The following is a 26,081-nucleotide window of genomic DNA, read 5'->3' as shown; positions in this document are numbered from 1 at the left end:
CTGGTCCTTAGACCTATCTTTCATTATACCAAAATTTAGTCACTTAATAAAGCCTTGCGAACTAGGTTAAAGGCATGCATGACCGCAATATGTCGAACATCTGCTCGACTCCGTCCTGCAATATTGGCCTTGATCACCTCTGTCCCTTTTGCATGTGCCAATCCAATAAAAACTGTACCAGCTGGATGCCCCTCTAGGCTATCTGGCCCTGCCACACCCGTCAAACTAACTCCATAATCAGACTGAGTCTTGATCCGTGCCTGCTCTGCCATTTTTCGAGCCGTAAACCCAGAAACAACCCCGTGTTCTTTTAGCTCTTGCTCGGAAATATCCAACATCTTGGACTTTTCTTCTAGGCTGTAAGTGACAAAACCGCCATTAAAGATTGCTGAGACGCCCGAAAAGTCTGCTAATGTCGCTTGAAAGAGACCTGCCGTCAAGCTTTCTGCCGCAGTAATGCTTTTCTGTCTCTTCTTTAGCTCTTCTACAACGACACTTGCGAGACTGGTTTCTTCCCCATATCCATAACAGATGTCTCGTAGAGAAATTCCCTCGAAAGTTTGGCGACTCAAGATTTGATTTTCTAAGATATCCAGTGCTTGATCAGCCCTTTCTTGACTAACTGCTTTTGTAGACAAACGCAAGGTCACTTCTCCCGTCTTGGCATACGGCGCCAAGGTCGGATCGGTTTGATGGTCAATCAAATCCGCCAAAATGGTCACCAACTGACTCTCCCCAATTCCAAAGAAACGGAGCACTCGTGAGTATAACTTGGTACCAGTCATTAACTTGGGTAAGAGTTGATTTAAGACCATGGGTTTCAATTCACTAGGTGGTCCTGGGAGGACCACGTAGGTCACGCCATCCACTTCTGACACCCCTCCTACTGCTAAACCTGTCTCATTTGGCAGTGGAGTCGCCCCTTCTACAATTTGGGCTTGGCGCTCATTATTCGGTGTCCGAGCATAGTCAGGTCTATGAGCAAAGAAAATATCCAGTTTCTCTTGCGCTTGAGGGTCAAACACTAGATCTTTTCCCAAAAATTTTGCCAGGGTTTGTTTGGTCAAATCATCCTCGGTTGGTCCCAAGCCCCCTGTCAAAATCACAAGATTACTACGTTGACTCGCAATCTCAAGCAAGGACAAAAGACGAGCTTCATTATCTCCAACAGCTGTTTGGAAGTAGACATCTACCCCGATTTCGGCTAGTTTCTCTGATAAAAACTGAGCATTGGTATTGACAATCTGCCCTGTTAAAATTTCTGTTCCAACAGCAATAATTTCTGCTTTCATGTTTCCTCCTACTTATCTATTCGAATTTTTTTGAAAAAATCGCAGGAAATTTCCCACGATTTGATTCTTTTCTTATTCTGCTTCTTCGTTTGAAGCGTTCGTACTGGTTGAAGGTGCTGTCCGACCAAAGGCTGTTTCGTACAGTACCGCATTGGTTTCCAATTCTGTCACTGGCTCTTTACCTAGCGAACTACGCAAGAGATTTTGCATTTCGAGCATATGTTCTGAAGTGACAATCTGATAAGAAATTCCCTGTAGCTCAGCATCTTCCCCACGCAATTGATGCGTTTCGATATTCTTGAAGGAATCTTGATAGCCGAGCAATTGTGGAATGCTCTTAGCTGATAAGTCCACATTGGTCTGCATGTTATCACTCAAAGCTTTGAGGATGCCTTGATAATGACTCACACTGTTTAGGCTCAAAACCTTCTCAACGATTTTTTGAATGACTTCACGTTGGCGTTTTTGACGACCATAGTCTCCCTCTGGGTCTTGGTAACGCATCCGTGAATACACCAGAGCTTCCTCACCATTCAAGGTTTGTTCTCCAACACCGATAGAAATCTTATTAAACTCCTCTTGGTCAGCAATCGAAATTGGGAAACCGAGTGTATTGTTGACGGTGATCCCACCAACTGCATCCACTAATTGTTGAAGCCCTTGCATGTTAACCATCACATAGCGGTCAATATGGATATTCATCATCTTTTGAATAGTAGAAATTGCAAGTTCCGCACCACCATTAGCATAGGCCGCATTGAGTTTGGCTTCCTGAACTTGACCGTTTCCAGTCTCAATCTTGGTCAAAATATCCCGTTCTAAGCTCATCATAGTGGTTTTCTTTGTTTTGGGATTAACCGTCAAGAGAATCATGGAATCACTATTCCCCGCCCACGGGTCTGTACGTTCCACATTTCCCGTATCTACACCCATCAAGAGGATAGTCAGAGGCTCCGTCGCTTCGATAACATTGGTTTCTTCCCCGATTTTTTTGTAAGTCTTTTTACTTAGGGTTTCTGTTCCCTGTTGGTAGATGGTATAGCCATAAACCGCTACACCTAAAACTGTTACTGCTAGGAAACCTAGCACCATTCCAATTAATTTTTTAATCATCTCGTTATTTATTTATCAGCTTGCCCATAAGACAAACATCTAAAAATATCCCTTCTGCTAAATAGGCTCCTCGTTCTTGTAAGCCTTCTGTGATAAATCCCATTTTTGAATAGAGGTGGATAGCGGCCTCGTTTCGTTTTTGTACACTGAGTTGCAAACGGCGCAAGACACCACTGGATTTAGCCCACTCGATGCCTTCTTCTAGAAGTATAGTCGCCAAGCCTTGGTTCCAGAATTTCTTTCGAACTGCTAGAAAAACATCACCGATATGTCGAACTCTTAAATGTTGGTCCGCTGTGATATTTAAGACTCCTGCAATCTCATCATTCAGTAAGGCGAGGAGAGTAATTTGATTCTCTGATGCAGCTTGTTTTTCGATAAAAAGAGCCATTTCAGAAGCTGTCATCATGATACCATTTTCATCCAAGCTGGTAAAATCTGTCTCTTGACCGACACAATCTAAAAATGCAATCAAGGCTGTAGCATCTGAAATCTCTGCCTCACGAATACACAACTCATACTCCATCTTGAAGCTCCTTGATGAGTTGTTCAGCCCGAGAGCCATGAGCCGTAAAATGAAGACAACGACCCTCAGCTTCTTTCAAGATTTCCAACTCCAAATAAGAATCTGGTAAATCCTCACCCAAAAGATGCCCCCACTCAATAACAGTCACACCACCACCAAAGAGAAACTCATCCAAGTCAATAGAATCAGCATCACCTTCGATACGGTAGACATCCAAGTGGTAAAGTGGCAAACGCCCTTCGTACTCTCTGACAATGGTATAGGTTGGACTTTTAATCATCTGATGGATATCCAAGCCCTTAGCAAGGCCCTTAGTAAAGGTTGTTTTACCCGCACCCAACTCTCCAGTCAAGATCAGAACATCGTCTTTTTGAAGCAAATGACCTAATCTTTCTCCGAGAGCTAGAAGCTCTTCTTCATTTTTTGTGTGCATGCTACTATTATACCAAAAAGTTTTCTTTTGTGTGAATTTTCTTTATGGACTTACTATAACAATTTTAAAAGATTCTCCTCCACTTAAAAGAATACAACTATTGAAAAAACAAACAGGATATCCCGAATCAGGTGTCCATAAAAGGAGATTTCCCTTTGGATACATTTGGGAAAAAGGAAACGTGCGCATAGAAAACCAATACTGATATAAAGGAGAATCGAGGAAATCACTAAGGGATTCCTCAAGAAAACCAACGTGGCTAGAACGGAAATGACGACTGTTTTCTTTTTATTTAGGTGATTTTCTATATCGCGAAAAATTTTATCAAAAGGTAAGAAAATCAATAGATCTACTCCTAGCAAGAAAAAGAAGGAGGGTAAAAAGAGGTCAACCAATTCCTGCTGCAATTTGCTAGTGGTCTGGATGCTTTCTGAGAGAACTAGACAGGTTGCCAGAAGATTGACTACTAAAAGGAGGCAATAAACCAGACTCACTTTTTTTTGAACATGTAAAACACTATGTCTAGACTGGTCTGCTGTATGGAAATAATTTATCCCAGCACAAAGAACAGAAATTCCTACTATCAAAATCAAAAAATAAGCATTGGTCTGTTTTAAAGATAAAAAGGATTCTTTCCATAATAGACAACTAGAAAAACTAATCTGGATGACTGCAATCAACAACAATAGGCGAATTGATTTTACCATTTCTTTTCCCTCCCTATATGGGATTATACCTTGTGAGGAGTTTGAAATGATAGTTTCCGCCTCAAGTGTTCTTTTTTTGTGCTCAACTGACCAAAAAACAGCTCTCTTGTGCACAGAACTGTTCTTTTACCAGTCTAATCCTTAAACCAGAGAGCAATTTCTCGTTTGGCAGAAGCTTCCGAATCGGAGCCGTGAACTACATTTTGAATGGCTTGATTTTCTCCTGCCGCCTTAGCAAAATCTCCTCGGATAGTTCCAGGCAAGGCTTCTTCTGGACGAGTAGCCCCCATCATGGTCCGCCAGGTTTCAATCACTTTTGGACCTGATAGAATGCCCACCACTATCGGTCCTGAGGTCATAAACTGACGGATAGGAGGATAAAAACTTTTTTCAACCAAGTCTTGATAGTGCTGGTCAATCAAATCTTCTGAAACTGCTGAACGTAACTCTAATTTTTCGAGTTTGAAACCTCGTTGCTCCATTCTTTGCAGAATTTCGCCAACCAGCCCTCTTTTCACACCATCTGGCTTAATGATAAAGAATGTTTGTTCCATACGGACACCTCCTTGGCATTTTAGTTCTTCTATTCTACCATACTTTATGAAAAAGTGGGAAAATTTTCTGAAATAAAGCAAAGAGAACCCAAAGGTTCTCTTTTTGCTTTTATTCTACTGTTTCTTCAACTTGGATTTCCACAGCTTCATCTACTGGAGCAAGTTTTGTTTCTTCTTGTTCTGGAGCCAGATAGGCTGCTTCATTGATAGCTTGTGGTTCAAGGTTACGGTAGCGAGCCATACCAGTACCAGCTGGGATGATCTTACCGATAATAACATTTTCCTTGAGTCCAAGGAGATGATCTTTCTTACCACGGATGGCTGCATCTGTAAGGACACGAGTTGTTTCCTGGAAGGAAGCCGCTGACAAGAAACTATTTGTTTCAAGTGAGGCTTTGGTGATTCCCATAAGAACTGGGCGACCAGTCGCTGGGACTCCACCTGCGATAAGAACATCTTTGTTGGCATCTGTAAAGTCGTTGATGTCCATGAGAGTACCCATGAGGAGGTCTGTGTCACCTGGATCCATGACACGAACTTTACGGATCATTTGACGAACCATTACCTCGATGTGTTTGTCACCGATTTCTACCCCTTGGCTACGGTAAACTTTTTGTACTTCACCGAGAAGGTAAGTTTCAACTGACAAGACATCACGAACAGCAAGGAGACGTTTTGGTTGGATAGAACCTTCTGTCAATGCCGCACCGCGAGAGACTTGGTCTCCAACTTCGACACGCATACGGGCTGTAAATGGTACCACGTATTCGCCTTCTCCAGTTTCACCCTTAACGAAGACTTTCTTGGTACGAGTTGACGCGTCTTCTTCGATAGCTGTAACTTGTCCTTTGACTTCTGTGATGACCGCTTCCCCTTTCGGATTGCGGGCTTCAAAGATTTCTTGGACACGAGGAAGACCCTGAGTGATATCGGTATTTGAGGCAACCCCACCCGTGTGGAAGGTGCGCATTGTAAGCTGTGTACCAGGTTCCCCGATAGATTGGGCAGCGATTGTACCAACTGCTTCACCAACTTCAACCGCATCACCAGTCGCCAAGTTGATACCGTAACAGTGACGGCAGACTCCATGACGAGTGTTACATGTAAATACGGAGCGGATAGTCACTTCTTCCACACCAGCATTGACAATTTCACGCGCCTTGTCTTCTGTAATCAACTCATTTGGACCGATGATCACTGCACCAGTTTCTGGATGTTTAACAGTTTTCTTAGTGTAACGACCGTTGAGGCGTTCTTCGAGAGACTCGATCATCTCTTTTCCTTCTGCGATAGAACGGATCAAGAGACCACGGTCTGTTCCACAGTCGTCCTCACGGATGATAACGTCTTGGGCAACGTCAACCAAACGACGAGTCAAATAACCTGAGTCGGCTGTCTTAAGGGCCGTATCGGTCATACCTTTACGGGCACCGTGAGTTGAGAAGAACATTTCGAGTACTGACAAACCTTCGCGGAAGTTTGAAAGGATTGGCAATTCCATGATACGTCCATTCGGAGCGGCCATCAGACCACGCATACCGGCAAGCTGTGAGAAGTTTGAGATGTTACCACGGGCCCCAGAGTCCATCATCATAACGATTGGGTTCTTAGGATCTTGGTTGGCAACCAAACGTTTCTCCAATTTTTCACGGGCTGCACGCCATTCAGCTGTAACAGCGTTGTAGCGCTCGTCGTCTGTGATCATACCACGACGGAATTGTTTGGTGATTTGTTCTACACGTTTGTGTGATTCTTCGATGATTTCAGCCTTGTCTTCAACAACTGGGATATCGGCAATACCCACTGTCAAACCTGCAAGAGTTGAGTGGTGGTATCCGAGATTCTTCATGCGGTCAAGTAGGGCAGAAGTTTCTGTCGTACGGAAACGTTTGAAGATTTCAGCGATGATATTCCCAAGATTTTTCTTCTTGAATGGAGGGTTGAGTTCAAGATTGCGAATAGCTTCCTTGATATCTCCACCTAGTGGCAAGAAGTATTTAGCTGGAACACCTTCTGTTAAGTTCGCATTTGTTGGTTCTTGCAAGTAAGGCAGACCCTCTGGCATGATGTCGTTGAAGAGGATTTTACCAACCGTTGTCAGCAAGACCTTGTGTTTTTGCTCTTCTGTCCATGGTTTGTTAAGGCTGTCTGTTGCAATACCAACACGTGAGTGGAGGTGAACATAACCATTACGGTAAGCCATAACCGCTTCGTCACGGTCTTTGAAGACCATTCCTTCACCTTCACGACCAGCTTCTTCCATGGTCAAGTAGTAGTTACCCAAAACCATGTCCTGAGATGGAGTAACAACTGGTTTACCATCTTTCGGGTTCAAGATATGCTCAGCAGCCAACATCAAGATACGAGCTTCTGCTTGAGCTTCTTCTGAAAGCGGTACGTGGATGGCCATTTGGTCCCCGTCAAAGTCGGCATTGTAGGCTTCACAGACAAGTGGGTGCAAGCGAAGGGCTTTACCGTCAATCAAGACAGGCTCAAAGGCTTGGATACCCAAACGGTGAAGGGTCGGTGCGCGGTTCAAAAGTACTGGGTGTTCTTTAATCACTTCTTCAAGGATATCCCAGATACGTTCATCTCCGCGTTCCACCAAGCGTTTAGCAGCTTTTACGTTTTGAACGATATCACGCGCAACGATTTCACGCATGACGAATGGTTTAAAGAGCTCAATCGCCATTTCACGTGGCACACCACATTGGTACATCTTAAGAGTTGGACCAACGGCGATAACGGAACGTCCTGAGAAGTCAACACGTTTACCGAGCAAGTTTTGACGGAAGCGTCCTTGTTTCCCTTTAAGCATGTGGCTCAATGATTTCAATGGACGGCTACCTGGTCCTGTGATTGGACGACCACGACGACCATTATCAATCAAAGCGTCAACCGCTTCTTGAAGCATACGCTTCTCATTTTGAACGATGATACCTGGTGCATTCAACTCAAGCAAACGAGCCAAACGGTTGTTACGGTTGATAACACGGCGATAAAGGTCATTCAAGTCAGATGAGGCAAAACGGCCACCATCCAACTGCAACATTGGACGAAGATCTGGTGGAATAACTGGAAGGATATTGAGAATCATCCATTCAGGTTTGTTCCCAGACTTGTAAAAGGCATCCAAAACATCCAAACGACGGATGGCTTTGACACGTTTTTGTCCAGTAGCTGTCTTCAACTCTTCTTTGAGTTCGGCAATTTCTTTTTCAAGATCTACTTGTTTCAAGAGGTCTTGGATGGCTTCGGCACCCATTTTGGCAACGAATGATCCATAACCATACTCACGCAAGCGCTCACGGTATTCGCGCTCTGTCATGATAGACTTGTGCTCAAGTGGTGTATCCTTCGGATCAATCACCACATAAGCCGCAAAGTAGATAACTTCCTCGAGGGCACGAGGGCTCATATCAAGAGTCAAGCCCATACGGCTTGGAATCCCCTTGAAGTACCAGATGTGAGATACAGGAGCTTTCAACTCGATGTGCCCCATACGCTCACGACGAACTTTTGTACGCGTTACTTCAACCCCACAGCGGTCACAAACAATCCCTCTGTAACGAATGCGTTTGTACTTACCACAAGCACATTCCCAGTCTTTTGTAGGACCAAAGATGACTTCGTCAAAGAGTCCTTCACGTTCTGGTTTCAACGTACGGTAATTGATTGTTTCAGGTTTTTTGACTTCTCCATAAGACCATGAACGGACTTTGCTTGGAGAAGCTAGGGTGATTTGCATACTTTTAAAACGATTTACATCAACCACTATTTCTTCCCTTTCTATTCTAAGTGAACTGCTTATTCTTGTTCAGCAGCTTCTTCTGTTGCTTCCGCTTTTGTTGCTTTCTCAGCTTCTTCAGCTTCAAAGGCTGCTTTAGCCTCTTGGGCCGCTTTTTCGCGGGCTTTTTCAAGGTCATCTACGTGGATGACATCTTCGTCCATTCCTTCATCTAGGTCACGAAGTTCCACTTCTTGGTCGTCTTCGTCAAGGACACGCATGTCAAGACCAAGAGATTGCAATTCTTTTACAAGAACTCGGAAGGATTCTGGAACACCTGGTTTTGGAATTGGTTTTCCTTTTGTAATGGCTTCATAAGCTTTCAAACGTCCGTTGATATCGTCAGACTTGTAAGTCAAGATTTCTTGGAGAACATTTGACGCACCGTAGGCTTCAAGAGCCCAAACTTCCATCTCACCGAAACGTTGTCCACCAAACTGAGCTTTACCTCCGAGTGGTTGTTGGGTAACGGTTGAGTATGGTCCGACTGAACGCGCGTGCAATTTATCATCAACCATGTGGTGGAGTTTGATCATGTACATGACACCAACTGATACACGGTTATCAAACGGCTCACCTGTACGTCCATCGTAAAGGATTGTCTTAGCATCGCTGTCCATACCTGCTTCTTTAACAGTGTCCCAAAGGTCTTCCGAACTTGCTCCGTCAAAGACTGGTGTTGCGATGTGGATACCAAGAGTACGGGCTGCCATACCAAGGTGGAGCTCCATAACCTGACCGATATTCATACGTGATGGTACCCCAAGCGGGTTCAACATGATGTCGACTGGAGTTCCGTCTGGAAGGTAAGGCATGTCTTCTACAGGAACGATACGAGAGACAACCCCTTTGTTTCCGTGACGTCCGGCCATCTTATCTCCAACCTTGATCTTACGTTTTTGAGCGATGTAGACGCGAACCAGCATATTAACACCTGATTGCAACTCATCTCCATTTGCACGTGTAAAGATCTTAACATCACGAACGACACCATCGGCACCGTGAGGTACACGAAGAGAAGTGTCACGAACTTCACGAGACTTGTCTCCGAAGATAGCGTGCAAGAGACGTTCTTCAGCTGAAAGGTCTTTCTCTCCCTTAGGTGTGACTTTACCTACAAGGATGTCCCCTTCTTTAACCTCTGCACCGATACGGATAATACCCATTTCGTCAAGGTCTTTAAGGGCATCTTCACCAACGTTTGGAATTTCACGAGTAATTTCTTCAGGCCCAAGCTTTGTATCGCGCGTTTCTGATTCATATTCTTCGAGGTGGACAGATGTGTAGACATCGTCTTTGACCAAGCGTTCGCTCATGATAACGGCATCCTCGAAGTTGTAACCTTCCCAAGTCATGTAGGCAACAATTGGGTTTTGTCCAAGCGCCATTTCCCCTTTTTCCATAGAAGGTCCGTCAGCGATAAAGTCGCCTTTTTCAACAACATCGCCAACTTTAACAAGTGTACGTTGGTTATAAGCAGTACCTGAGTTTGAACGACGGAATTTTTGGATGTGGTAAACGTCCAATGAACCATCTTCGCGGCGTACTTCTACCTTGTCAGCATCTGCGTATGTAACTTTACCACCATACTGAGCAATAACAGCTGCACCAGAATCATGAGCTGCTTGGTATTCCATACCAGTACCAACGTAAGGTGCTTTTGGATCAATCAAAGGCACAGCCTGACGTTGCATGTTGGCACCCATGAGGGCACGGTTGGAGTCATCGTTCTCCAAGAAAGGAATACATGCTGTCGCAACGGCAACTACTTGTTTGGGTGACACGTCCATGTAGTCAACCACTTCTGCTGGATACTCTTGGTTGACCCCTTGGTGACGTCCCATGACAACTTTCTCAGCAAAAGTACCATCTTCGTTGAGGCGAGAGTTAGCCTGCGCTACAGTAAATTCATCTTCTTCATCGGCTGTCAACCAAACGATTTCGTTTGTGACTACACCTGTTTCGCGGTCAACCTTACGGTATGGTGTTTGAACAAAGCCATACTTGTTCAAGTGTCCGTAAGATGACAAGTTATTGATCAAACCGATGTTAGGTCCTTCAGGTGTCTCGATTGGACACATACGACCATAGTGAGTGTAGTGCACGTCACGGACTTCATATCCAGCACGGTCACGAGTCAAACCACCAGGCCCCAAGGCTGACAAACGGCGTTTGTGAGACAACTCAGAAAGCGGGTTGTGTTGGTCCATGAACTGTGACAACTGTGATGAACCAAAGAATTCTTTAACCGCAGCTGTTACAGGACGGATATTGATAATTTGTTGTGGTGTTAAAACTTCATTGTCCTGAACAGACATGCGTTCACGGACATTACGTTCCATACGAGAAAGTCCAAGACGTACTTGGTTGGCAAGCAATTCACCAACTGCACGGATACGACGGTTCCCAAGGTGGTCGATATCATCCACACGTCCGATACCTTCCGCCAAGTTGAGGAAGTAGCTCATCTCTGCAAGGATATCCGCAGGAGTTACAACACGAACCTTGTCGTCTGGATTGGCATTTCCGATGATGGTTACAACACGATCTGGGTCCGTTGGGGCAACAACCTTGAATTTTTGAAGGACAACTGGTTCTGTCAGAACAGCTGCATCGTTTGGAATATAAACGATTTTGTTCAAGTCGCCATCCAAGTGGTTCTCGATGCTTTCAATCACGCTACGAGTCATAACGGTACCAGCTTCTACCAAGATTTCACCAGTTTCAGGATCTACCAATGGCTCAGCGATGGTTTGGTTGAGCAAGCGTGTTTTGATGTTGAGTTTTTTATTGATCTTGTAACGACCAACGGCTGCCAAATCGTAGCGGCGTGGGTCAAAGAAGCGTGCCACAAGCAAGCTACGTGAGCTCTCAGCAGTCTTAGGCTCACCTGGACGAAGGCGTTCGTAGATTTCTTTCAAGGCTTCGTCTGTACGAGAGTCCATTGGGTTCTTGTGGATATCTTTTTCAACGGTATTGCGAACCAATTCGCTGTCACCGAAGATATCAAAGATTTCATCATCACCTGAGAAACCAAGCGCACGAACCAAGGTCGTAAATGGAATTTTACGCGTACGGTCGATACGAGTGTAGGCGATATCTTTTGAGTCACTTTCCAGTTCCAACCAAGCTCCACGGTTAGGGATGACAGTTGAACCGTAGCCCACTTTACCGTTTTTGTCTACCTTGTCGTTAAAATAAACACCAGGAGAACGAACCAACTGAGATACGATGATACGCTCACCACCGTTGATGATGAAGGTTCCCATCTCTGTCATGATTGGGAAATCACCAAAGAAGACTTCTTGGGTCTTGATTTCGCCAGTTTCCTTGTTGATCAAGCGGAAGGTTACAAAAATAGGTGCTGAATAGCTAGCATCGTGGATACGAGCTTCTTCGAGCGTGTATTTTGGTTCCTTGATTTCATAGCCAACAAATTCCAACTCCATTGTGTCTGTGAAGTTTGAAATTGGCAATACATCTTCAAATACTTCCTTAAGACCGTGATCTAGGAAATCTTTGAATGAATCCGTTTGAATTTCAATCAAATTTGGTAAGTCAAGAACTTCTTTGATTCTTGAAAAACTACGACGGGTACGATGTTTCCCGTATTGAACGTCATGTCCTGCCAAGATGATTCTCCTTTGTAAATAAATTCCAAGCCTTGTCAATGAGGCTTTTCTAATCGTCATATGGTTTTTAAAACCCCTATCACCGTGTCCCTTTGATGAATTTTCAGAATCTTTAAATCTTTGTTACAAGCGCTCAAAAACCTGAAAAAAAGCACAAAAAGAGCAGCTAAATCTGACTTTTTCAGAAGATTTAACTGCTGTGAGCCTTGTCTGGACAATATTTCAGACAAAACCTACGACAAATGATTACTCACATTATACCTTATTTAGCTAGACTTTTCAAGGTTTTTTTACTATTTTTTAAACAATCTTTTCCTATATATTATTTTAAAATTTTAAGAGAATGAAGCATTATATTTTCTCTCAAAAATTAGGAAAACGCTTGCACTAATGTTTACCTCGTGCTATACTGATAAGGAACAACTACACAAGGAGAATTGTGATGAAAAAGATCCCATCTCAAACTGAGAAAAAAATGATTTACGGTATCCGTTCCTTGAAGAACGGAACTGGTTCTGTCCTTATTGGTGCAAGCATTATCCTGCTTTCTGCTGCAATGCCAACTATTTCGGCTAACGAAAACCTGCCTCAAACTCAGGAAAATACCAGCGCTGTGACCAAGGCCCCTACTGAGACTGAAACGAGTCAAACTCAAAAGGAAACGCCTATTTCTGAACAAAAGAATGCAAACGCTTCCCTTGATACTAAAAAGGAAGCTCCAGCTGTGGAAACTACTACAGCACCAGAAACACCTAAAAAAGATGAAGCTACTACAAGCCAGCCTAACAGCAAGGAAGAGAAAGTAGATACTAGCACTTCGACGCCAAATTCTGATCAAAAACCACAAGCAGGCACTAGTTCTGAAGAACCAATCGAAGATAACTACTTCCGCATCCATGTGAAAAAACTCCCTGAGGAAAACAAGGATTCTCAAGGCCTTTGGACTTGGGACGATGTTGAAAAACCTTCTGAAAACTGGCCCAATGGAGCCAAGTCCTTCAAGGATGCCAAGAAAGATGACTATGGCTATTACCTAGATGTCAAACTTAAGAATGATCAAGCCAAGAAAGTCAGCTTCCTCATCAACAATACTAAAGGGGATAACCTTACTGGAGACCGTTCAGTAGAGCGCCTTTCTCCAAAAATGAACGAGGCTTGGCTAGATGAAAACTATAAGGTATACAACTACCGTCCTCAGCCAGCGGGAACAGTCCGTGTCAACTACTACCGTACCGACGGAAACTATGACAAGAAATCACTCTGGTATTGGGGCGATGTCAAGAATCCAAGTAGTGGAGAATGGCCTGACGGTACTGACTTTACCGCAACTGGAAAATATGGTCGTTACATTGACATTCCACTCAATGAAGCTGCAAGAGAATTTGGATTTTTATTACTAGACGAAAGCAAGAAAGGCGATGATGTGAAAATCAGAAAAGAAGATTATAAATTCACAGATCTAAAAAATCACAGTCAAATCTTCCTCAAAGATGATGACGAAACCATCTACACCAACCCCTACTACGTGCACGATATCCGCATGACTGGTGCCCAACATGTTGCCAAGTCTCGTATCGAAAGCAGTTTTTCTACCCTAGTCGGAGCTAAGAAAGATGATATCCTTAAACGCTCTAATATCACTGATCATCAAGGGAACAAAGTAACCATTACTGACATCGAGGTTGATGAAGCAGGTAAAAAAGTGACCTACATCGGAGACTTCTCTGATACTCAACACCCTTACACAGTCAGCTACGATTCAGACCGCTTTACGACACGATCAAGCTGGCGTCTCAAGGATGAGACCTACAGTTACGACGGTCCACTCGGTGCAACCCTAAAAGAAGATGGCAAGCAGGTCGACCTCACCCTCTGGTCTCCGAGTGCCGATAAGGTTTCCGTTGTCGTCTACGACAAGAAAGACCCTGAAAAAGTGGTCGGAACTGTTGCCCTTGAAAAAGGAGAAAAAGGAACCTGGAAACAAACTTTGGACGCAAACTCTGGTCTCGGTATCAGCAACTACACTGGCTATTACTACCACTACCAGATCGAGCGCCAAGGTAAAACTGTCCTCGTTCTTGACCCTTATGCCAAATCATTAGCAGCTTGGAATAGCGACCTAGCAAAAAAAGATGCCGCTCATAAGGTCGCTAAAGCTGCCTTTGTGGACCCATCTAAACTAGGCCCACAAGATTTGACCTACGGTAAGATTCGCAATTTCAAATCGCGCGAAGATGCTGTCATCTATGAAGCCCATGTTCGTGACTTCACCTCAGATCCTGCCATCGCAAAAGACTTGACCAAGCCATTTGGTACCTTTGAAGCCTTTATCGAAAAACTGGACTATCTCAAAGACTTGGGTGTGACCCACATCCAGCTCCTTCCAGTCTTGTCCTACTACTTTGTCAATGAATTGAAGAACCAAGAACGTTTGTCTGCCTACGCTTCAAGCAACAGCAACTATAACTGGGGATATGACCCTCAAAACTACTTCTCCTTGACTGGTATGTACTCAAGCGATCCTAAGGATCCAGAAAAACGTATCGCAGAATTCAAAAATCTCATCAACGAAATCCACAAACGTGGCATGGGGGCTATCCTGGACGTAGTCTACAACCATACTGCCAATGTTGATATTTTTGAGGATATTGAGCCAAACTACTACCACTTTATGGACGCAGACGGAACTCCACGTACTAGCTTCGGAGGCGGCCGTTTGGGAACTACCCACTACATGTCTAAACGTGTCTTGGTAGACTCTATCAAGTATCTGGTTGAAACCTACAAAGTAGATGGTTTCCGCTTTGATATGATGGGTGACCACGATGCGGCTTCTATCGAAGAAGCGTACAAAGCTGCACGCGCCCTCAATCCAAATCTTATCATGCTAGGCGAAGGTTGGAGAACCTATGCTGGTGATGAAAATACGCCTGTACAACCTGCCGACCAAGATTGGATGAAGAAAACAGATACTGTCGCTGTCTTTTCAGACGACATCCGCAACAACCTCAAGTCTGGCTATCCAAACGAAGGTCAACCTGCCTTTATCACAGGTGGCAAACGCGATATCAATACCATCTTTAAAAATCTCATTGCCCAACCAACCAACTTTGAAGCAGACAACCCTGGAGATGTGATCCAGTATATCGCAGCCCATGATAACTTGACCCTCTTTGACATCATTGCCCAGTCTATCAAAAAAGACCCAAGCAAGGCTGAAAACTACGCTGAAATCCATCGCCGTTTGCGACTTGGAAACCTCATGGTCTTGACTGCTCAAGGAACTCCGTTTATCCACTCTGGTCAGGAATACGGACGTACCAAACAATTCCTAGACCCAGCCTACAAGACTCCTGTTCCAGACGATAAGGTCCCAAACAAGTCTCACTTGTTACGTGACAAGGACGGCAAGCCATTTGTCTATCCTTACTTTATCCATGACTCTTACGACTCTAGTGATGCTATCAACAAGTTTGATTGGACCAAGGCTACCGATAGCAAAGCATATCCTGAAAATGTCAAGAGCCGTGACTACATGAAAGGTCTAATCGCTCTTCGTCAATCTACAGACGCCTTCCGACTCAAGAATCTACAAGATATCAAAGAGCGCGTCCGACTCATCACTGTCCCAGGCCAAAATGGCGTTGAAAAAGAAGATGTGACCATCGGCTACCAAATCACCGCTCCAAATGGAGATATCTACGCTGTCTTTGTCAATGCGGATGATAAGGCTCGTGAATTTACTCTAGGAACTGCTTTTGCTCACTTGAGAAAGGCTGAAGTCCTCGCAGATGAAAATCAAGCCGGACCAGTAGGAATCGCTAAACCTCAAGGTCTCGAATGGACTGAAAAAGGCTTGAAATTGAACGCTCTCACTGCTGTCGTTCTCCGCTTGTCTCAAGGTGGTGCCATTGTCGCTCCAGCTGTGGAAGAAAAACCAGAATTTGATCTTTCTAGCCTGGACGTTGAACCAGAACAAGGTCAAGCTCAAAACCTAGCCGCCAATCCTGAAACTCAAGAAACTGCTGCAGAGGCTCACTCTCAGAACCTCCTTCCAAACACAGGTACTGAGAACAAATCCCTTCTTGCCCTTGCTGGATTCAGCATCCTTGCCCTTCTCGGACTTGGATGGTTGATGAAAAACAAGAAAGAGAACTGATAATCAATGAAAATCAAAGAGTAAACTAGGAAGTTAGCCACAGACTGCTCAAAACACAGCTTTGAGCTTGTAGATAAGGCGAAGCTGACCTGATTTAAAGAGATTTTCGAGGTGTATAACCTAGCCCTCCTATAGAGAAAACACCCCATGGTCAGAAAAATCTTCTAGTCATGAGGTGTTGTTTTTATTTTTTATCTATAAAATCAATCATTCGGTACAAACCACAAGCCCTTATTATTTTTTTCTAAATAGTCTTTAAATTCTTTTGAATGGTAAGCATCTCTGATTGCCTTTGCCCAGTCACTATCTTTATTTTTATCTTTAACGACCACTTGTAAAATCAAATGTTCCAAGATATCCTCTTGCAACAGAGCTGTTGAAGCATCAATTCCTGCACTGTAAACAATACTTCCTGTTATAACTGCGAAATCAAAGTCATCCAAAGATCTAGGGATATTAGCTGAATCCATTTCCGTAATCTCAAGTTGATAAGGATTTTCAACAATGTCGTCTTTCGTCAATTTCGAAACAGATGCATTTGGATCTAGTTTTAGCCAACCTGCTTTTTCAAGTAACTTGTAAGCACGAGCTGTATTTGAAGCATCGCTTGGAATGGCAATTTTTGCTCCTTTAGCGATAGCTTTTAAATCTTTATTCTTAGATGAGAAAATACCTGCTGGAATTGTTGGAATTTTACTAATAGCAACAAGATCTCCATTTTGCGTTTTATTAAAATTTTCCATATAAGCAGTATGTTGTTCAACATTGACATCAATCTCACCTTCATTTAGAGCTGTATCATTCTGTAGTAAGTCTGAAAATTCCACTACCTTAAATTGATACCCTTCCTTTTCTAAGATGGGAATAATAGCATCTTCAAATAAAACTGTATAAGGACCTGCAGCCTTCCCATACTTGATAACTTTCTTATCAGAGGATTGTTCTTTTGCAGATTCTGTACTTCCACCATTTGTTGAACAGGCTACTAAAAACAGTAGTCCTACTAAAAATAGAATCACACTTGTTAGTTTTTTCATTGATTTTTTCTTTCCTTCTATCTAAATTTATGAGATAAATAATTTCCAATTGCTTGAATCAGTTGAACAACCACAATTAAAATCACGACAGTAGCAAACATCAGGGGTGTATTAAAGCGTTGGTAACCGTAAGTTAAGGCCAAATCTCCAACTCCCCCTCCTCCAATCGTACCTGCCATAGCCGTCGCGCCAAGCAAACCTATTGTTCCTGTTGTCAAAGCTAAAATAAGCGAAGCTTTTGCCTCTGGTAATAGAAAATGCCAGATAATCTGCAATGTACTGGCTCCCATTGCCTGAGCTGCCTCCAATACACTAGATTTCACTTCCAATAAAGAAGCCTCTATTAAGCGAGCTAAGTAGGGTGCAATATACAAAACCAAGGGAACAATAGCTGCAGTAGTTCCAATCCGAGTCCCCACAACAATTTTTGTTATTGGTGCTATAAACACCAATAGAATAACAAATGGAACTGAACGAACGATATTTACAATACCATTGATAATCCAAAATACAACTAAATTTTCCTTTAGGCCACCTTTTCTGCATAAAGTCATTGCTAATCCCAAGGGAATCGCCAGTAACATTCCAAAAAATAAGGACCAACCAATCATATATATGGTCTGATTCGCTGATTCAACTAATTTATCACTACTAATTTGTAACCAATCCTTCACCATACTCAACCCTCTCTATTGAAACTTGATTTTTACGAACATACTCCTCAACCTCTTTGAGTAAATTTTCTTCTCCTTCAATTTGGATAAACAAAATTCCTAAAACAGTTTCCCCTACTTCATTTACAGAAGCAGATAAAATCCGAGTCGAAACCTTATATTCTTTATTGATTCTTGATAGAAGATCCTGTTCTGAATTCTCACCTAAAAAAGTCAATCTATAGATAGGAAATCGTTGATCAAGTCTTTTTAAAATACTTCGTGGAATATTGTGATTCACAATGGTATGAATAAAACTTCTTGTCAAGTCATTTTTTGGAGAAGTAAACAAATCTACAACACTACCTTGTTCTACGATTTCCCCATGTTCCATGACAGCCATTTTATTGCAAATTTCCTTTACAACTTCCATTTCATGAGTAATCAACAAGATTGTAATCCCAAAGTTTTGATTGATTTTTTTTAATAATTTCAAGATAGATTGTGTTGTTTTGGGATCTAAAGCGCTTGTCGCCTCATCACAGAGTAGAATCTCTGGATTTGTGGCTAAAGCCCTAGCGATACCTACACGTTGTTTTTGTCCTCCTGACAATTTATTTACTGGAACATCCTTTTTATCCTTTAAGTCCACAAAATCAAGTAGTTCTTCTACTCTTTGAGCGATATCACTCTTATTCTTTCTTAACAATACCAAAGGAAGTGCAATATTTTGAAATACTGTTCTTGTTTCTAACAAACTAAACTGTTGAAACACCATTCCAATTTTTTTCCGAAGTTGATTGAGTTCATTTTCTGTCAAATCTTTGATTAACTTACCTGCGACAATAACATCGCCCTCATTCGGCTTCTCTAATCCATTTACCATTCTTAGCAATGTCGACTTCCCAGCACCTGAATAACCAATAATTCCAAAGATATCACCCTTTTCAATTTTTAGGGAAACTTTATCTAAGGCAGTAACCGTGTGCTGTTTGGTTTGAAACTGTTTCGTAACGTCTCTTAATTCAATCATTTACTCCCCTTTCTCAACAAGTTTCTCTAAATATTCTTTCCCAATTCTTGCTAGCAAATTCGAAGTGGCAAGAAGAGCTCCTGGATTCACTTGAAACTCTGGATGATGTAAAGGATAAGATTCGCCTGTTCCTACCAGAATAAACATTCCTTTAATCTTTTGTTGATAGAAGGCAAAATCCTCTCCACCTAAACTATCTGCCGGCTGGACAACTTCCAATCCACTTTTTTGAGCAATTTCTGTGGCAAACTCAGCTAATTTTCCGTCATTCTTGGTTGCCGGAGGTCCTGCAATCCAATTAATCTCCGATTTTAGATTAAAGGCTTGTGCAATATTTTCTGTTAGTTCATAAATCCTCTTTTTAATAAATTGCCTATCCACCATATCTAAAGTCCTTACAGTCCCTTCAACAAAAGTATCTTCTGGTATCACATTCCAAGTTGCTCCAGCTTTTATATGAGTTACACTAATTAAGTTTGTTGAAAAAGGATTGACATTTCTACTGATGATTGACTGTAGAGCTGTCACTAATTGGGTTGTCCCAATGATGGGATCAATTCCCTGATCCGGGTGAGCTGCATGAGTTCCCACTCCTCGTAGAGTGATTTGAAAACGATCCACGGCTGCTGTAACACTACCTGCTTTAATAGCAACAGTTCCTACAGGCAAAGAGGGATTGACATGTAAACCAAATATAGCATCGACATCATCCAAAACGCCCGCTTCCATCACATGAACAGCTCCTGAAAAAATTTCCTCAGCTGGTTGAAAAATAATTTTTATAGTACCTTTTAAGTCTTTTCTTAGCGCATGCAACTGGAGTGTTGCTCCATATACAGAAGTTAGATGAAAATCATGACCACATGCATGCATCACATTTGAATGGGTAGAACGATAGTCTAGAGATGTGTTTTCTTGGATAGGAAGGGCATCAATATCTGTTCTGATGGCAATTGTTGGCTCACTCTTATTACCTCTAATAATTGCTACTAGGCCCGTTCTTAAGGGTAAATCTAGAATCTCAATGCCAGTTTTTTCTAATAACTGTCTTACTCGTTTCGTTGTCTCGAATTCTTCAAATGACAATTCAGGGTGACTATGAAACCATTTAAATTCTTCTTCTAAATGAGATTGACTAATACTCATTTTAATCTCCTCCATTCCTTCCATTTGGATTGAAACCATCTTACCACTCCTTTTTCCCTTTTCCCAATATATATTGACTATCAACTCGATTAGAAATTTTTATATCTATAAAGAAAAAATCCCTGAAAAGCTTGATATTACTAGCCTTTCAAAGATTCACTTTATTTTCATCTATTTTCCAAAAAGAAGCTGATATAGATTTTCTATCAAGCCGATTGAGTTTTTTTATATCCATCTTCATTCCCAAATTAAGTACATAATTTTATCCTAATACCAAATTACTACTGAAAAATTTATTTTCTCCCGATATTTCCTTGCACAAATCCCATAAAAACGCTACAATGTTAATAGACTATTATTAGGAGGATGGGATTATGAAAATATCCAAAGTTACCATTACAATTGCTTCTACACTTGCTTCCGTCATTTTACTGACTGGCTGTGGCACAAATTCGGCAAATTCACAGACAACACAAAGTAGTACATCTGACAATCAGGTTACAATGACCTATGATCAGTTGCGTTCAAGAGAAAATACTATGTCAACTCTTTGGTATCAAAAAGCAGCTGAGACCAAGGCACTCTACCTACAAGGTTACAATGTCGCTACTGATCGTTTGAAAGAACTACTAAAAACACAGACAGATAAACCCTACTCTATCGTTTTGGACTTGGACGAAACCGTATTAGACAATAGTCCTTATCAAGCGCAAAATGTCAAAGATGGAACAGCATTTACCCCAGAAAACTGGGACGTCTGGGTAAAAAAAGCCGCAGCCAAGGCTGTACCAGGTGCTAAAGACTTTCTACAATTTGCAGACCAAAACGGTGTCCAAATTTACTATGTATCTGACCGCACGATAGATCAGGTAGATGATACGATCAAAAACCTAGAAAATGAAGGAATTCCTGTACAAAGCCGCGATCATCTCATGTTCTTAGAAAAAGGCGTCAAATCTAAAGAAGGTCGTAGACAAGCAGTCCAAGAAAAAACCAACTTAGTCATGCTACTAGGAGACAATCTTGTGGACTTTGCAGAGTTTTCAAAGACCTCTGAAACTGAGCGCAACCAAAAATTAGAGGAATTACAAAAAGAGTTTGGTGAGAAATTCATCATTTTCCCTAACCCAATGTACGGATCATGGGAAAGCACTGTTTACAATGGTAATAAATTGGATGCCAAGGGTCAAACTGAAGAGCGCCAAAAAAACTTACAAGGGTTTGATAAATAAATAAGAGAGCTATCTACCAGTTTACATCAACCACAAGATATCGTATTTATGAGAATAGCGAAAAAAGACGATTTCCGCTTGGATAATCGCCTTTTTTGCTATTTTATCTTGTACTTGGTATAAACTAGTATATATTCCACTAGATAGTATGCTCTATCGCTTGTACCACTTCCACCTGTTGCTGAATCCATGGGTGTTCCTCACCAATCGACTCAACTGATTGAATTTTTTTATAACTCCTCTTTCATAGCAAAGTAAGCACGTATTTTCGGCGCCACTTGTGTGCCGAAGAGTTCAATAGCTCTCAGAACCTGGTCATGTGGCATAGAACCAAGCGGTAGATGGAGCATGAAACGGTCCAAGCCTAAATCCTCAATCATGCGAATCAATTTTTCTGCTACCTGATCTGGATTTCCCACAAACATGGCACCATTTGGACCAACTTGCTCCAAATATTGCTCATAGGTCAACTCCTGCCAGTGTGGACGGTCTTTGGAAATTGCATCCACCACTTGCTTGGTCGGATGGAAATAATCTTTGACAGCCTGCTCGCCATCTTCCGCAATCCAGCCCCAAGAATGAGCACCCACTTTCAGGTCTTTATCCGCATGACCGGCTTCCCTACCAATCTCACGATAAGCTTGAATCAACTTTTTAAAATAACGTGGATTGCCACCGATAATGGCATAGACAATCGGCAACCCCGCCTGAGCAATCTTCACTGTTGATTCGACATGGCCACCTGTCGCCACCCACAATGGCAATTTGTCCTGAACTGGACGGGGATAGACTTCTTTTCCAGCAATGCTTTGGGTCAATTGACCTTGCCAGTCTATCTTGGTCTTTTCATTGACTAACTGGAGCAAGTCTAATTTCTCATCAAAGAGAGCTTCGTAGTCTTTCAAGTCATAGCCAAACAGAGGGAAGGATTCGGTAAATGAACCACGCCCAGCCATAATCTCCGCACGGCCATTTGACAAGGCATCGATGGTGGCATACTGTTGGAACAAGCGAACCGGATCCATACTCGAGAGAATGCTGACTGCACTAGTCAAACGAATCTTTTTGGTATTGACTGCCCCAGCTGCAAGAACAATCTCTGGCGCCGATACCGCAAAGTCCTCCCGATGATGCTCCCCAATCCCGTACACATCCAAACCAACCTTATCAGCCAGCTCAATTTCTGCCACCAACTGACGAATGCGTTCATCATGACTGTAAATCTGCCCAGTCGCTTCTAGAGCTGTTGTTTCACCAAATGTTGAAATTCCTAATTCTACCATCCCGTTTCCTCGCTATCTCTTTTAGTTTTCAGGGTATTTTATCACTAATTAGTTCTATTTTCAATAAATTTGCTCATTAGAAAAAGTCTAGATGAACTAGACTTTCTTAGCTTATTCTACCTGTAGTTTATTGTCTTTCAGAGTTAACTTCGAGTTTTCTGTCAATTCTGTTTGTTCAAAAGTGTAAATCGTCTCACCCTTTGTATCAATCATGTACCAGACTTGGTCTTTACGGACAACCAGGGCAAGCTCCGTACTATTTGTGTCCTCATTTTTGACAGACAATGGAAAGGCCTTGTCCACACCTTCCAGAGCTACTTTATTCCCTGTTTTTAATTCTACTAGGTAGTACACGCCATCCTTTGTACCAAAACTGTAGTCCCCATTAATCTTTGTGTGGCTATCATAGTTTTTCATTAGAATAGAAGTTTTATCCATACCTTCAAACGCCTTTTTAAAGTGTTCTTTCTGCTCTTCAGCTTTCTTTTGATCTTGAGACTGAACCGTCTCTTGCACTGCAGCAATCCGTTCCAGGTTTTGCTTTTTCGCTTGTCTCTGCTGATGGATCAAGATCGTACGTATCAAGTAAGAACTAGACAAGACGATACCAACCAGCATAGCAATAATACTTTTTTTCTTCTTCATTTTCTTCTCCTTATAAAAAATTAAAGGCGAGCAAAAATACTCCTCACTCAAGTATACCAAGAGAGAGCAAAAAAGTCTAGATGAACTAGACTTTCTTAGCTTATTCTACTGTTACTGACTTAGCAAGGTTACGTGGTTTGTCCACATCAAGACCACGGTGGAGGGTTGCAAAGTAAGCGACCAATTGTGTTGGCACGACCATTGAGATTGGTGAGAGGTAAGGGTGGACGGTCGTAAGGACGATATCGTCTGTGTCTTTAGCAACATTTTCCTCTGCGATAGTGAGAACCTTGGCACCACGAGCTGCGACCTCTTGGATATTTCCACGAGTGTGGTTGGCAAGAACTGGATCTGACAAGAGGGCCAAGACAGGTGTCCCCTCTTCAATCAAGGCAATGGTTCCGTGCTTGAGTTCTCCTGCCGCAAAGCCTTCACATTGGATGTAAGAAATCTCTTTGAGTTTGAGACTGGCTTCCATGGCTACATAGTAGTCTTGACCACGTCCGATGTAAAAGGCGTTGCGAGTTGTTTCAAGAAGGTCACGAACCTTTGCATCAATGGTTTCTTTTTCTGAAAGGGTTGATTCGATAGACTGAGCTACGATTGACAACTCATGAACCAGGTCAAAGGCTTGAGCTTTGGCATTACCGTTTGCTTCTCCGACTGCTTTTGCTAGGAAGGCAAGAGCTGCGATTTGCGCAGTATAAGCCTTGGTTGATGCCACGGCAATTTCAGGACCCGCGTGAAGAAGCATAGTATGGTTGGCTTCACGTGATAGGGTTGAACCTGGAACGTTTGTCACTGTCAAGCTTGGAATGCCCATTTCATTAGCCTTAACCAAAACCTGACGGCTGTCAGCTGTTTCACCAGACTGGCTGATAAAGATGAAGAGTGGTTTTTTGCTGAGAAGTGGCATACCATAGCCCCACTCAGATGAAATTCCAAGTTCAACTGGCGTATCTGTCAATTCTTCCAGCATTTTTTTAGAAGCAAATCCCGCATGGTAAGATGTTCCAGCTGCAAGGATGTAGATGCGATCTGCATCTTGAACAGCCTTTATGATAGCTGGATCTACAACAACTTGACCAGCCTCATCTGTGTAGGCTTGGATGAGTTTACGCATCACCGTTGGTTGCTCATCAATTTCCTTGAGCATGTAGTAAGGGTAAGTCCCCTTACCGATATCTGACAAGTCTAGCTCAGCAGTGTAGCTAGCGCGCTCACGGCGATTGCCATCATAGTCTTGAACTTCGACACTATCAGCCTTGACGATTACCAACTCTTGGTCATGAATTTCCATGTATTGGTTGGTCTCACGAATCATAGCCATAGCATCTGAGCAGACCATGTTGTAGCCTTCTCCAAGACCAATCAAGAGTGGTGATTTGTTCTTAGCGACATAGATGACATCTGGATTTTCAGAGTCAATCAAGGCAAAGGCATAAGAACCACGAATGATGTGAAGGGCTTTTTTGAAGGCTTCAAGAACTGAGAGACCTTCTTCTTCTGCAAATTTCCCAATCAAGTGAACAGCGATTTCCGTATCGGTTTGCCCCTTGAAGTGGTGACCTGCAAGGTATTCTCCCTTGATTTCAAGGTAGTTTTCAATCACCCCATTGTGCACCAAGACAAAACGTCCTGTCTCAGAGCGGTGTGGGTGAGCATTATCCTCAGTTGGTTTTCCGTGAGTCGCCCAACGCGTATGTCCGATACCAGTTGTCCCCTCAACACCTGCTGTCTTGGCAGACAATTCTGCGATACGACCGACAGCCTTAACTAGATGATTTTCAGCACCACCTAGGACAAAAATTCCCGCAGAATCATAGCCACGGTATTCGAGCTTTTCAAGCCCTTGAATCAAAATATCAGTTGCATTTGTGTTTCCAACAACACCAACAATTCCACACATAGTATATACGACACAGACCAGCTGTGCTTTCTCCTTAAATTGGTATAGTCTGATTTCCCTTTTACAGAATCAGCAAAAACAGTATATACTTGTTTTTCTCACTTGTCAAGAATAAAAATTGGTATAGTTTTTCTATCTGGTATTTTATCAAGATTTCACTTGATACCTGACAAGTCAGCATCAATTACTTATAATGAATAGAGGAGGTATTTGCCATGTGGTTTTTCTTCGCACTTTTATCAGCTATCTTTGCAGCCTTAACGTCAATTTTAGCCAAGATTGGGATTGAAGGTGTTCCATCCAATCTAGCAACCGCTATTCGTACAGTCGTCGTCATTCTTATGGCCTGGGCCATGGTTTTCTTGACCAATAGTCAGACCGAAATTGTCAACATCAGTAGAAAAAGTTGGCTCTTTCTCATCTTATCTGGTCTAGCCACTGGCGCCTCCTGGCTCTTCTACTACAAGGCCTTGCAGATGGGCAATGCGACTGAGGTATCTGCTGTCGATAAATTCAGTCTCGTCATTACCCTCGTTCTAGCCTTTTTCTTCCTACAGGATGTCCTGACGTTTAAAACAATTATTGGCTGTATCCTGATTACGATCGGAACCTTGGTGATGATATTGTAATAAAAAGTGAGATGAATACCATCTCACTCTTTTTATTCTTAAAATCCATTATGGTCGCTGAGTTCCTTGAACCAGTGGCCTGATTTCTTCAGACGGCGTTCCTGCGTTTCCAAGTCAAGCTCGACTAAACCATAGCGATTTTTGTAACTATTGAGCCATGACCAGCAGTCGATAAAGGTCCAAATCAAGTAACCCTTACAGTTGGCACCGTCTTCGATAGCGCGATGGAGTTCACGAAGGTGACCTTTGACAAAGTCGATACGGTAGTCATCCTGAATCATGCCATTCACACGGAATTTATCTTCACCTTC

Annotated in this window: 19 protein-coding genes; 3 read left to right on the top strand and 16 right to left on the bottom strand. The window is 42.6% G+C overall.

Translation table 11 applies throughout. The features are described 5' to 3' along the window. Window positions 1-35 precede the first annotated feature (35 nt). From SORDD27_RS07300 to rpoB, 8 genes are all read right to left on the bottom strand, one after another. Window positions 36-1,292 carry a competence/damage-inducible protein A gene (locus SORDD27_RS07300; protein ID WP_042902935.1) on the bottom strand — a complete coding sequence of 419 codons (1,257 nt, stop codon included), beginning with the start codon at window positions 1,290-1,292 and terminating at the stop codon, window positions 36-38. Between the two features lie 72 nt (window positions 1,293-1,364). After that, window positions 1,365-2,405, bottom strand: a complete 1,041-nt coding sequence (lytR, locus tag SORDD27_RS07295) for a glycopolymer--peptidoglycan transferase LytR (protein ID WP_000592175.1) — start codon at window positions 2,403-2,405, stop codon at window positions 1,365-1,367. Between the two features lie 4 nt (window positions 2,406-2,409). Further along, complete coding sequence (locus tag SORDD27_RS07290; protein ID WP_061428324.1) at window positions 2,410-2,931, bottom strand: GNAT family N-acetyltransferase; 522 nt, start codon at window positions 2,929-2,931, stop codon at window positions 2,410-2,412. Further along, a complete protein-coding gene (gene tsaE, locus SORDD27_RS07285) occupies window positions 2,921-3,364 on the bottom strand; it encodes a tRNA (adenosine(37)-N6)-threonylcarbamoyltransferase complex ATPase subunit type 1 TsaE (protein WP_061428323.1) in 444 nt (147 codons plus the stop codon). The genes SORDD27_RS07290 and tsaE overlap by 11 nt, the downstream gene beginning before the upstream one ends. 83 nt (window positions 3,365-3,447) lie before the next feature. Further along, window positions 3,448-4,071 carry a hypothetical protein gene (locus SORDD27_RS07280; RefSeq protein WP_061428433.1) on the bottom strand — a complete coding sequence of 208 codons (624 nt, stop codon included), beginning with the start codon at window positions 4,069-4,071 and terminating at the stop codon, window positions 3,448-3,450. 134 nt (window positions 4,072-4,205) lie between these two features. After that, window positions 4,206-4,625 (bottom strand): nucleoside-diphosphate kinase, encoded by a 420-nt coding sequence (gene ndk / locus SORDD27_RS07275; RefSeq protein ID WP_042768844.1) that lies wholly within the window; start codon window positions 4,623-4,625, stop codon window positions 4,206-4,208. A 109-nt stretch (window positions 4,626-4,734) separates the two neighbouring features. Continuing rightward, window positions 4,735-8,400 (bottom strand): DNA-directed RNA polymerase subunit beta', encoded by a 3,666-nt coding sequence (rpoC, locus tag SORDD27_RS07270; protein ID WP_061428321.1) that lies wholly within the window; start codon window positions 8,398-8,400, stop codon window positions 4,735-4,737. A 32-nt stretch (window positions 8,401-8,432) separates the two neighbouring features. Next, window positions 8,433-12,044 carry a DNA-directed RNA polymerase subunit beta gene (rpoB, locus tag SORDD27_RS07265; RefSeq protein WP_061428319.1) on the bottom strand — a complete coding sequence of 1,204 codons (3,612 nt, stop codon included), beginning with the start codon at window positions 12,042-12,044 and terminating at the stop codon, window positions 8,433-8,435. A 442-nt stretch (window positions 12,045-12,486) separates the two neighbouring features. On the opposite strand from rpoB, the gene SORDD27_RS07260 reads away from it, so the two are divergent. Further along, entirely contained in the window at window positions 12,487-16,203 is a 3,717-nt protein-coding gene (locus SORDD27_RS07260) for a pullulanase (RefSeq protein ID WP_061428317.1), read from the top strand. 203 nt (window positions 16,204-16,406) lie between these two features. Here SORDD27_RS07260 and SORDD27_RS07255 read toward each other — a convergent pair whose 3' ends face one another. From SORDD27_RS07255 to SORDD27_RS07240, 4 genes are read right to left on the bottom strand one after another with little or no spacing between them, the layout of a single operon-like run. Then, window positions 16,407-17,240, bottom strand: a complete 834-nt coding sequence (locus SORDD27_RS07255) for a MetQ/NlpA family ABC transporter substrate-binding protein (protein ID WP_061428315.1) — start codon at window positions 17,238-17,240, stop codon at window positions 16,407-16,409. A gap of 17 nt (window positions 17,241-17,257) precedes the next feature. Beyond that, on the bottom strand, window positions 17,258-17,917 hold the full coding sequence (locus SORDD27_RS07250) for a methionine ABC transporter permease (protein WP_061428313.1): 660 nt from the start codon (window positions 17,915-17,917) through the stop codon (window positions 17,258-17,260). Then, the gene (locus SORDD27_RS07245; RefSeq protein WP_061428311.1) at window positions 17,892-18,926 is read right to left on the bottom strand and encodes a methionine ABC transporter ATP-binding protein; all 1,035 of its coding nucleotides are present in this window, start codon (window positions 18,924-18,926) and stop codon (window positions 17,892-17,894) included. Before SORDD27_RS07245 ends, SORDD27_RS07250 begins: the two co-directional genes overlap by 26 nt. Continuing rightward, window positions 18,927-20,111, bottom strand: coding sequence for an amidohydrolase (locus tag SORDD27_RS07240; protein ID WP_231069324.1), 1,185 nt, complete (start codon window positions 20,109-20,111; stop codon window positions 18,927-18,929). A gap of 335 nt (window positions 20,112-20,446) precedes the next feature. On the opposite strand from SORDD27_RS07240, the gene SORDD27_RS07235 reads away from it, so the two are divergent. Beyond that, window positions 20,447-21,304: a 5'-nucleotidase, lipoprotein e(P4) family gene (locus tag SORDD27_RS07235; RefSeq protein WP_061428308.1), complete on the top strand. Its 858-nt coding sequence runs from the start codon at window positions 20,447-20,449 to the stop codon at window positions 21,302-21,304. Between the two features lie 230 nt (window positions 21,305-21,534). Here the strand turns inward: SORDD27_RS07235 and SORDD27_RS07230 are convergent, their stop codons facing one another. From SORDD27_RS07230 to glmS, 3 genes are all read right to left on the bottom strand, one after another. Continuing rightward, window positions 21,535-22,587, bottom strand: coding sequence for an LLM class flavin-dependent oxidoreductase (locus tag SORDD27_RS07230; RefSeq protein ID WP_061428306.1), 1,053 nt, complete (start codon window positions 22,585-22,587; stop codon window positions 21,535-21,537). A gap of 111 nt (window positions 22,588-22,698) precedes the next feature. Further along, window positions 22,699-23,232 carry a hypothetical protein gene (locus SORDD27_RS07225; RefSeq protein ID WP_061428304.1) on the bottom strand — a complete coding sequence of 178 codons (534 nt, stop codon included), beginning with the start codon at window positions 23,230-23,232 and terminating at the stop codon, window positions 22,699-22,701. Window positions 23,233-23,332: 100 nt separating this feature from the next. Then, the gene (gene glmS / locus SORDD27_RS07220) at window positions 23,333-25,141 is read right to left on the bottom strand and encodes a glutamine--fructose-6-phosphate transaminase (isomerizing) (protein WP_061428302.1); all 1,809 of its coding nucleotides are present in this window, start codon (window positions 25,139-25,141) and stop codon (window positions 23,333-23,335) included. 215 nt (window positions 25,142-25,356) lie between these two features. Here glmS and SORDD27_RS07215 point away from each other — a divergent pair, with 215 nt between their 5' ends. Then, window positions 25,357-25,770, top strand: coding sequence for an EamA family transporter (locus tag SORDD27_RS07215; protein WP_061428300.1), 414 nt, complete (start codon window positions 25,357-25,359; stop codon window positions 25,768-25,770). 38 nt (window positions 25,771-25,808) lie between these two features. Here the strand turns inward: SORDD27_RS07215 and SORDD27_RS10375 are convergent. Continuing rightward, a partial coding sequence (locus SORDD27_RS10375; protein ID WP_231069323.1) for a family 1 glycosylhydrolase occupies window positions 25,809-26,081 on the bottom strand: 273 nt, incomplete at its 5' end.

This window comes from Streptococcus oralis (assembly GCF_001579025.1).
GTDB lineage: Bacteria > Bacillota > Bacilli > Lactobacillales > Streptococcaceae > Streptococcus > Streptococcus oralis_X.
Note: the sequence above shows the minus strand (reverse complement) of the source record. Positions and strands in the feature narration are given on the sequence as shown.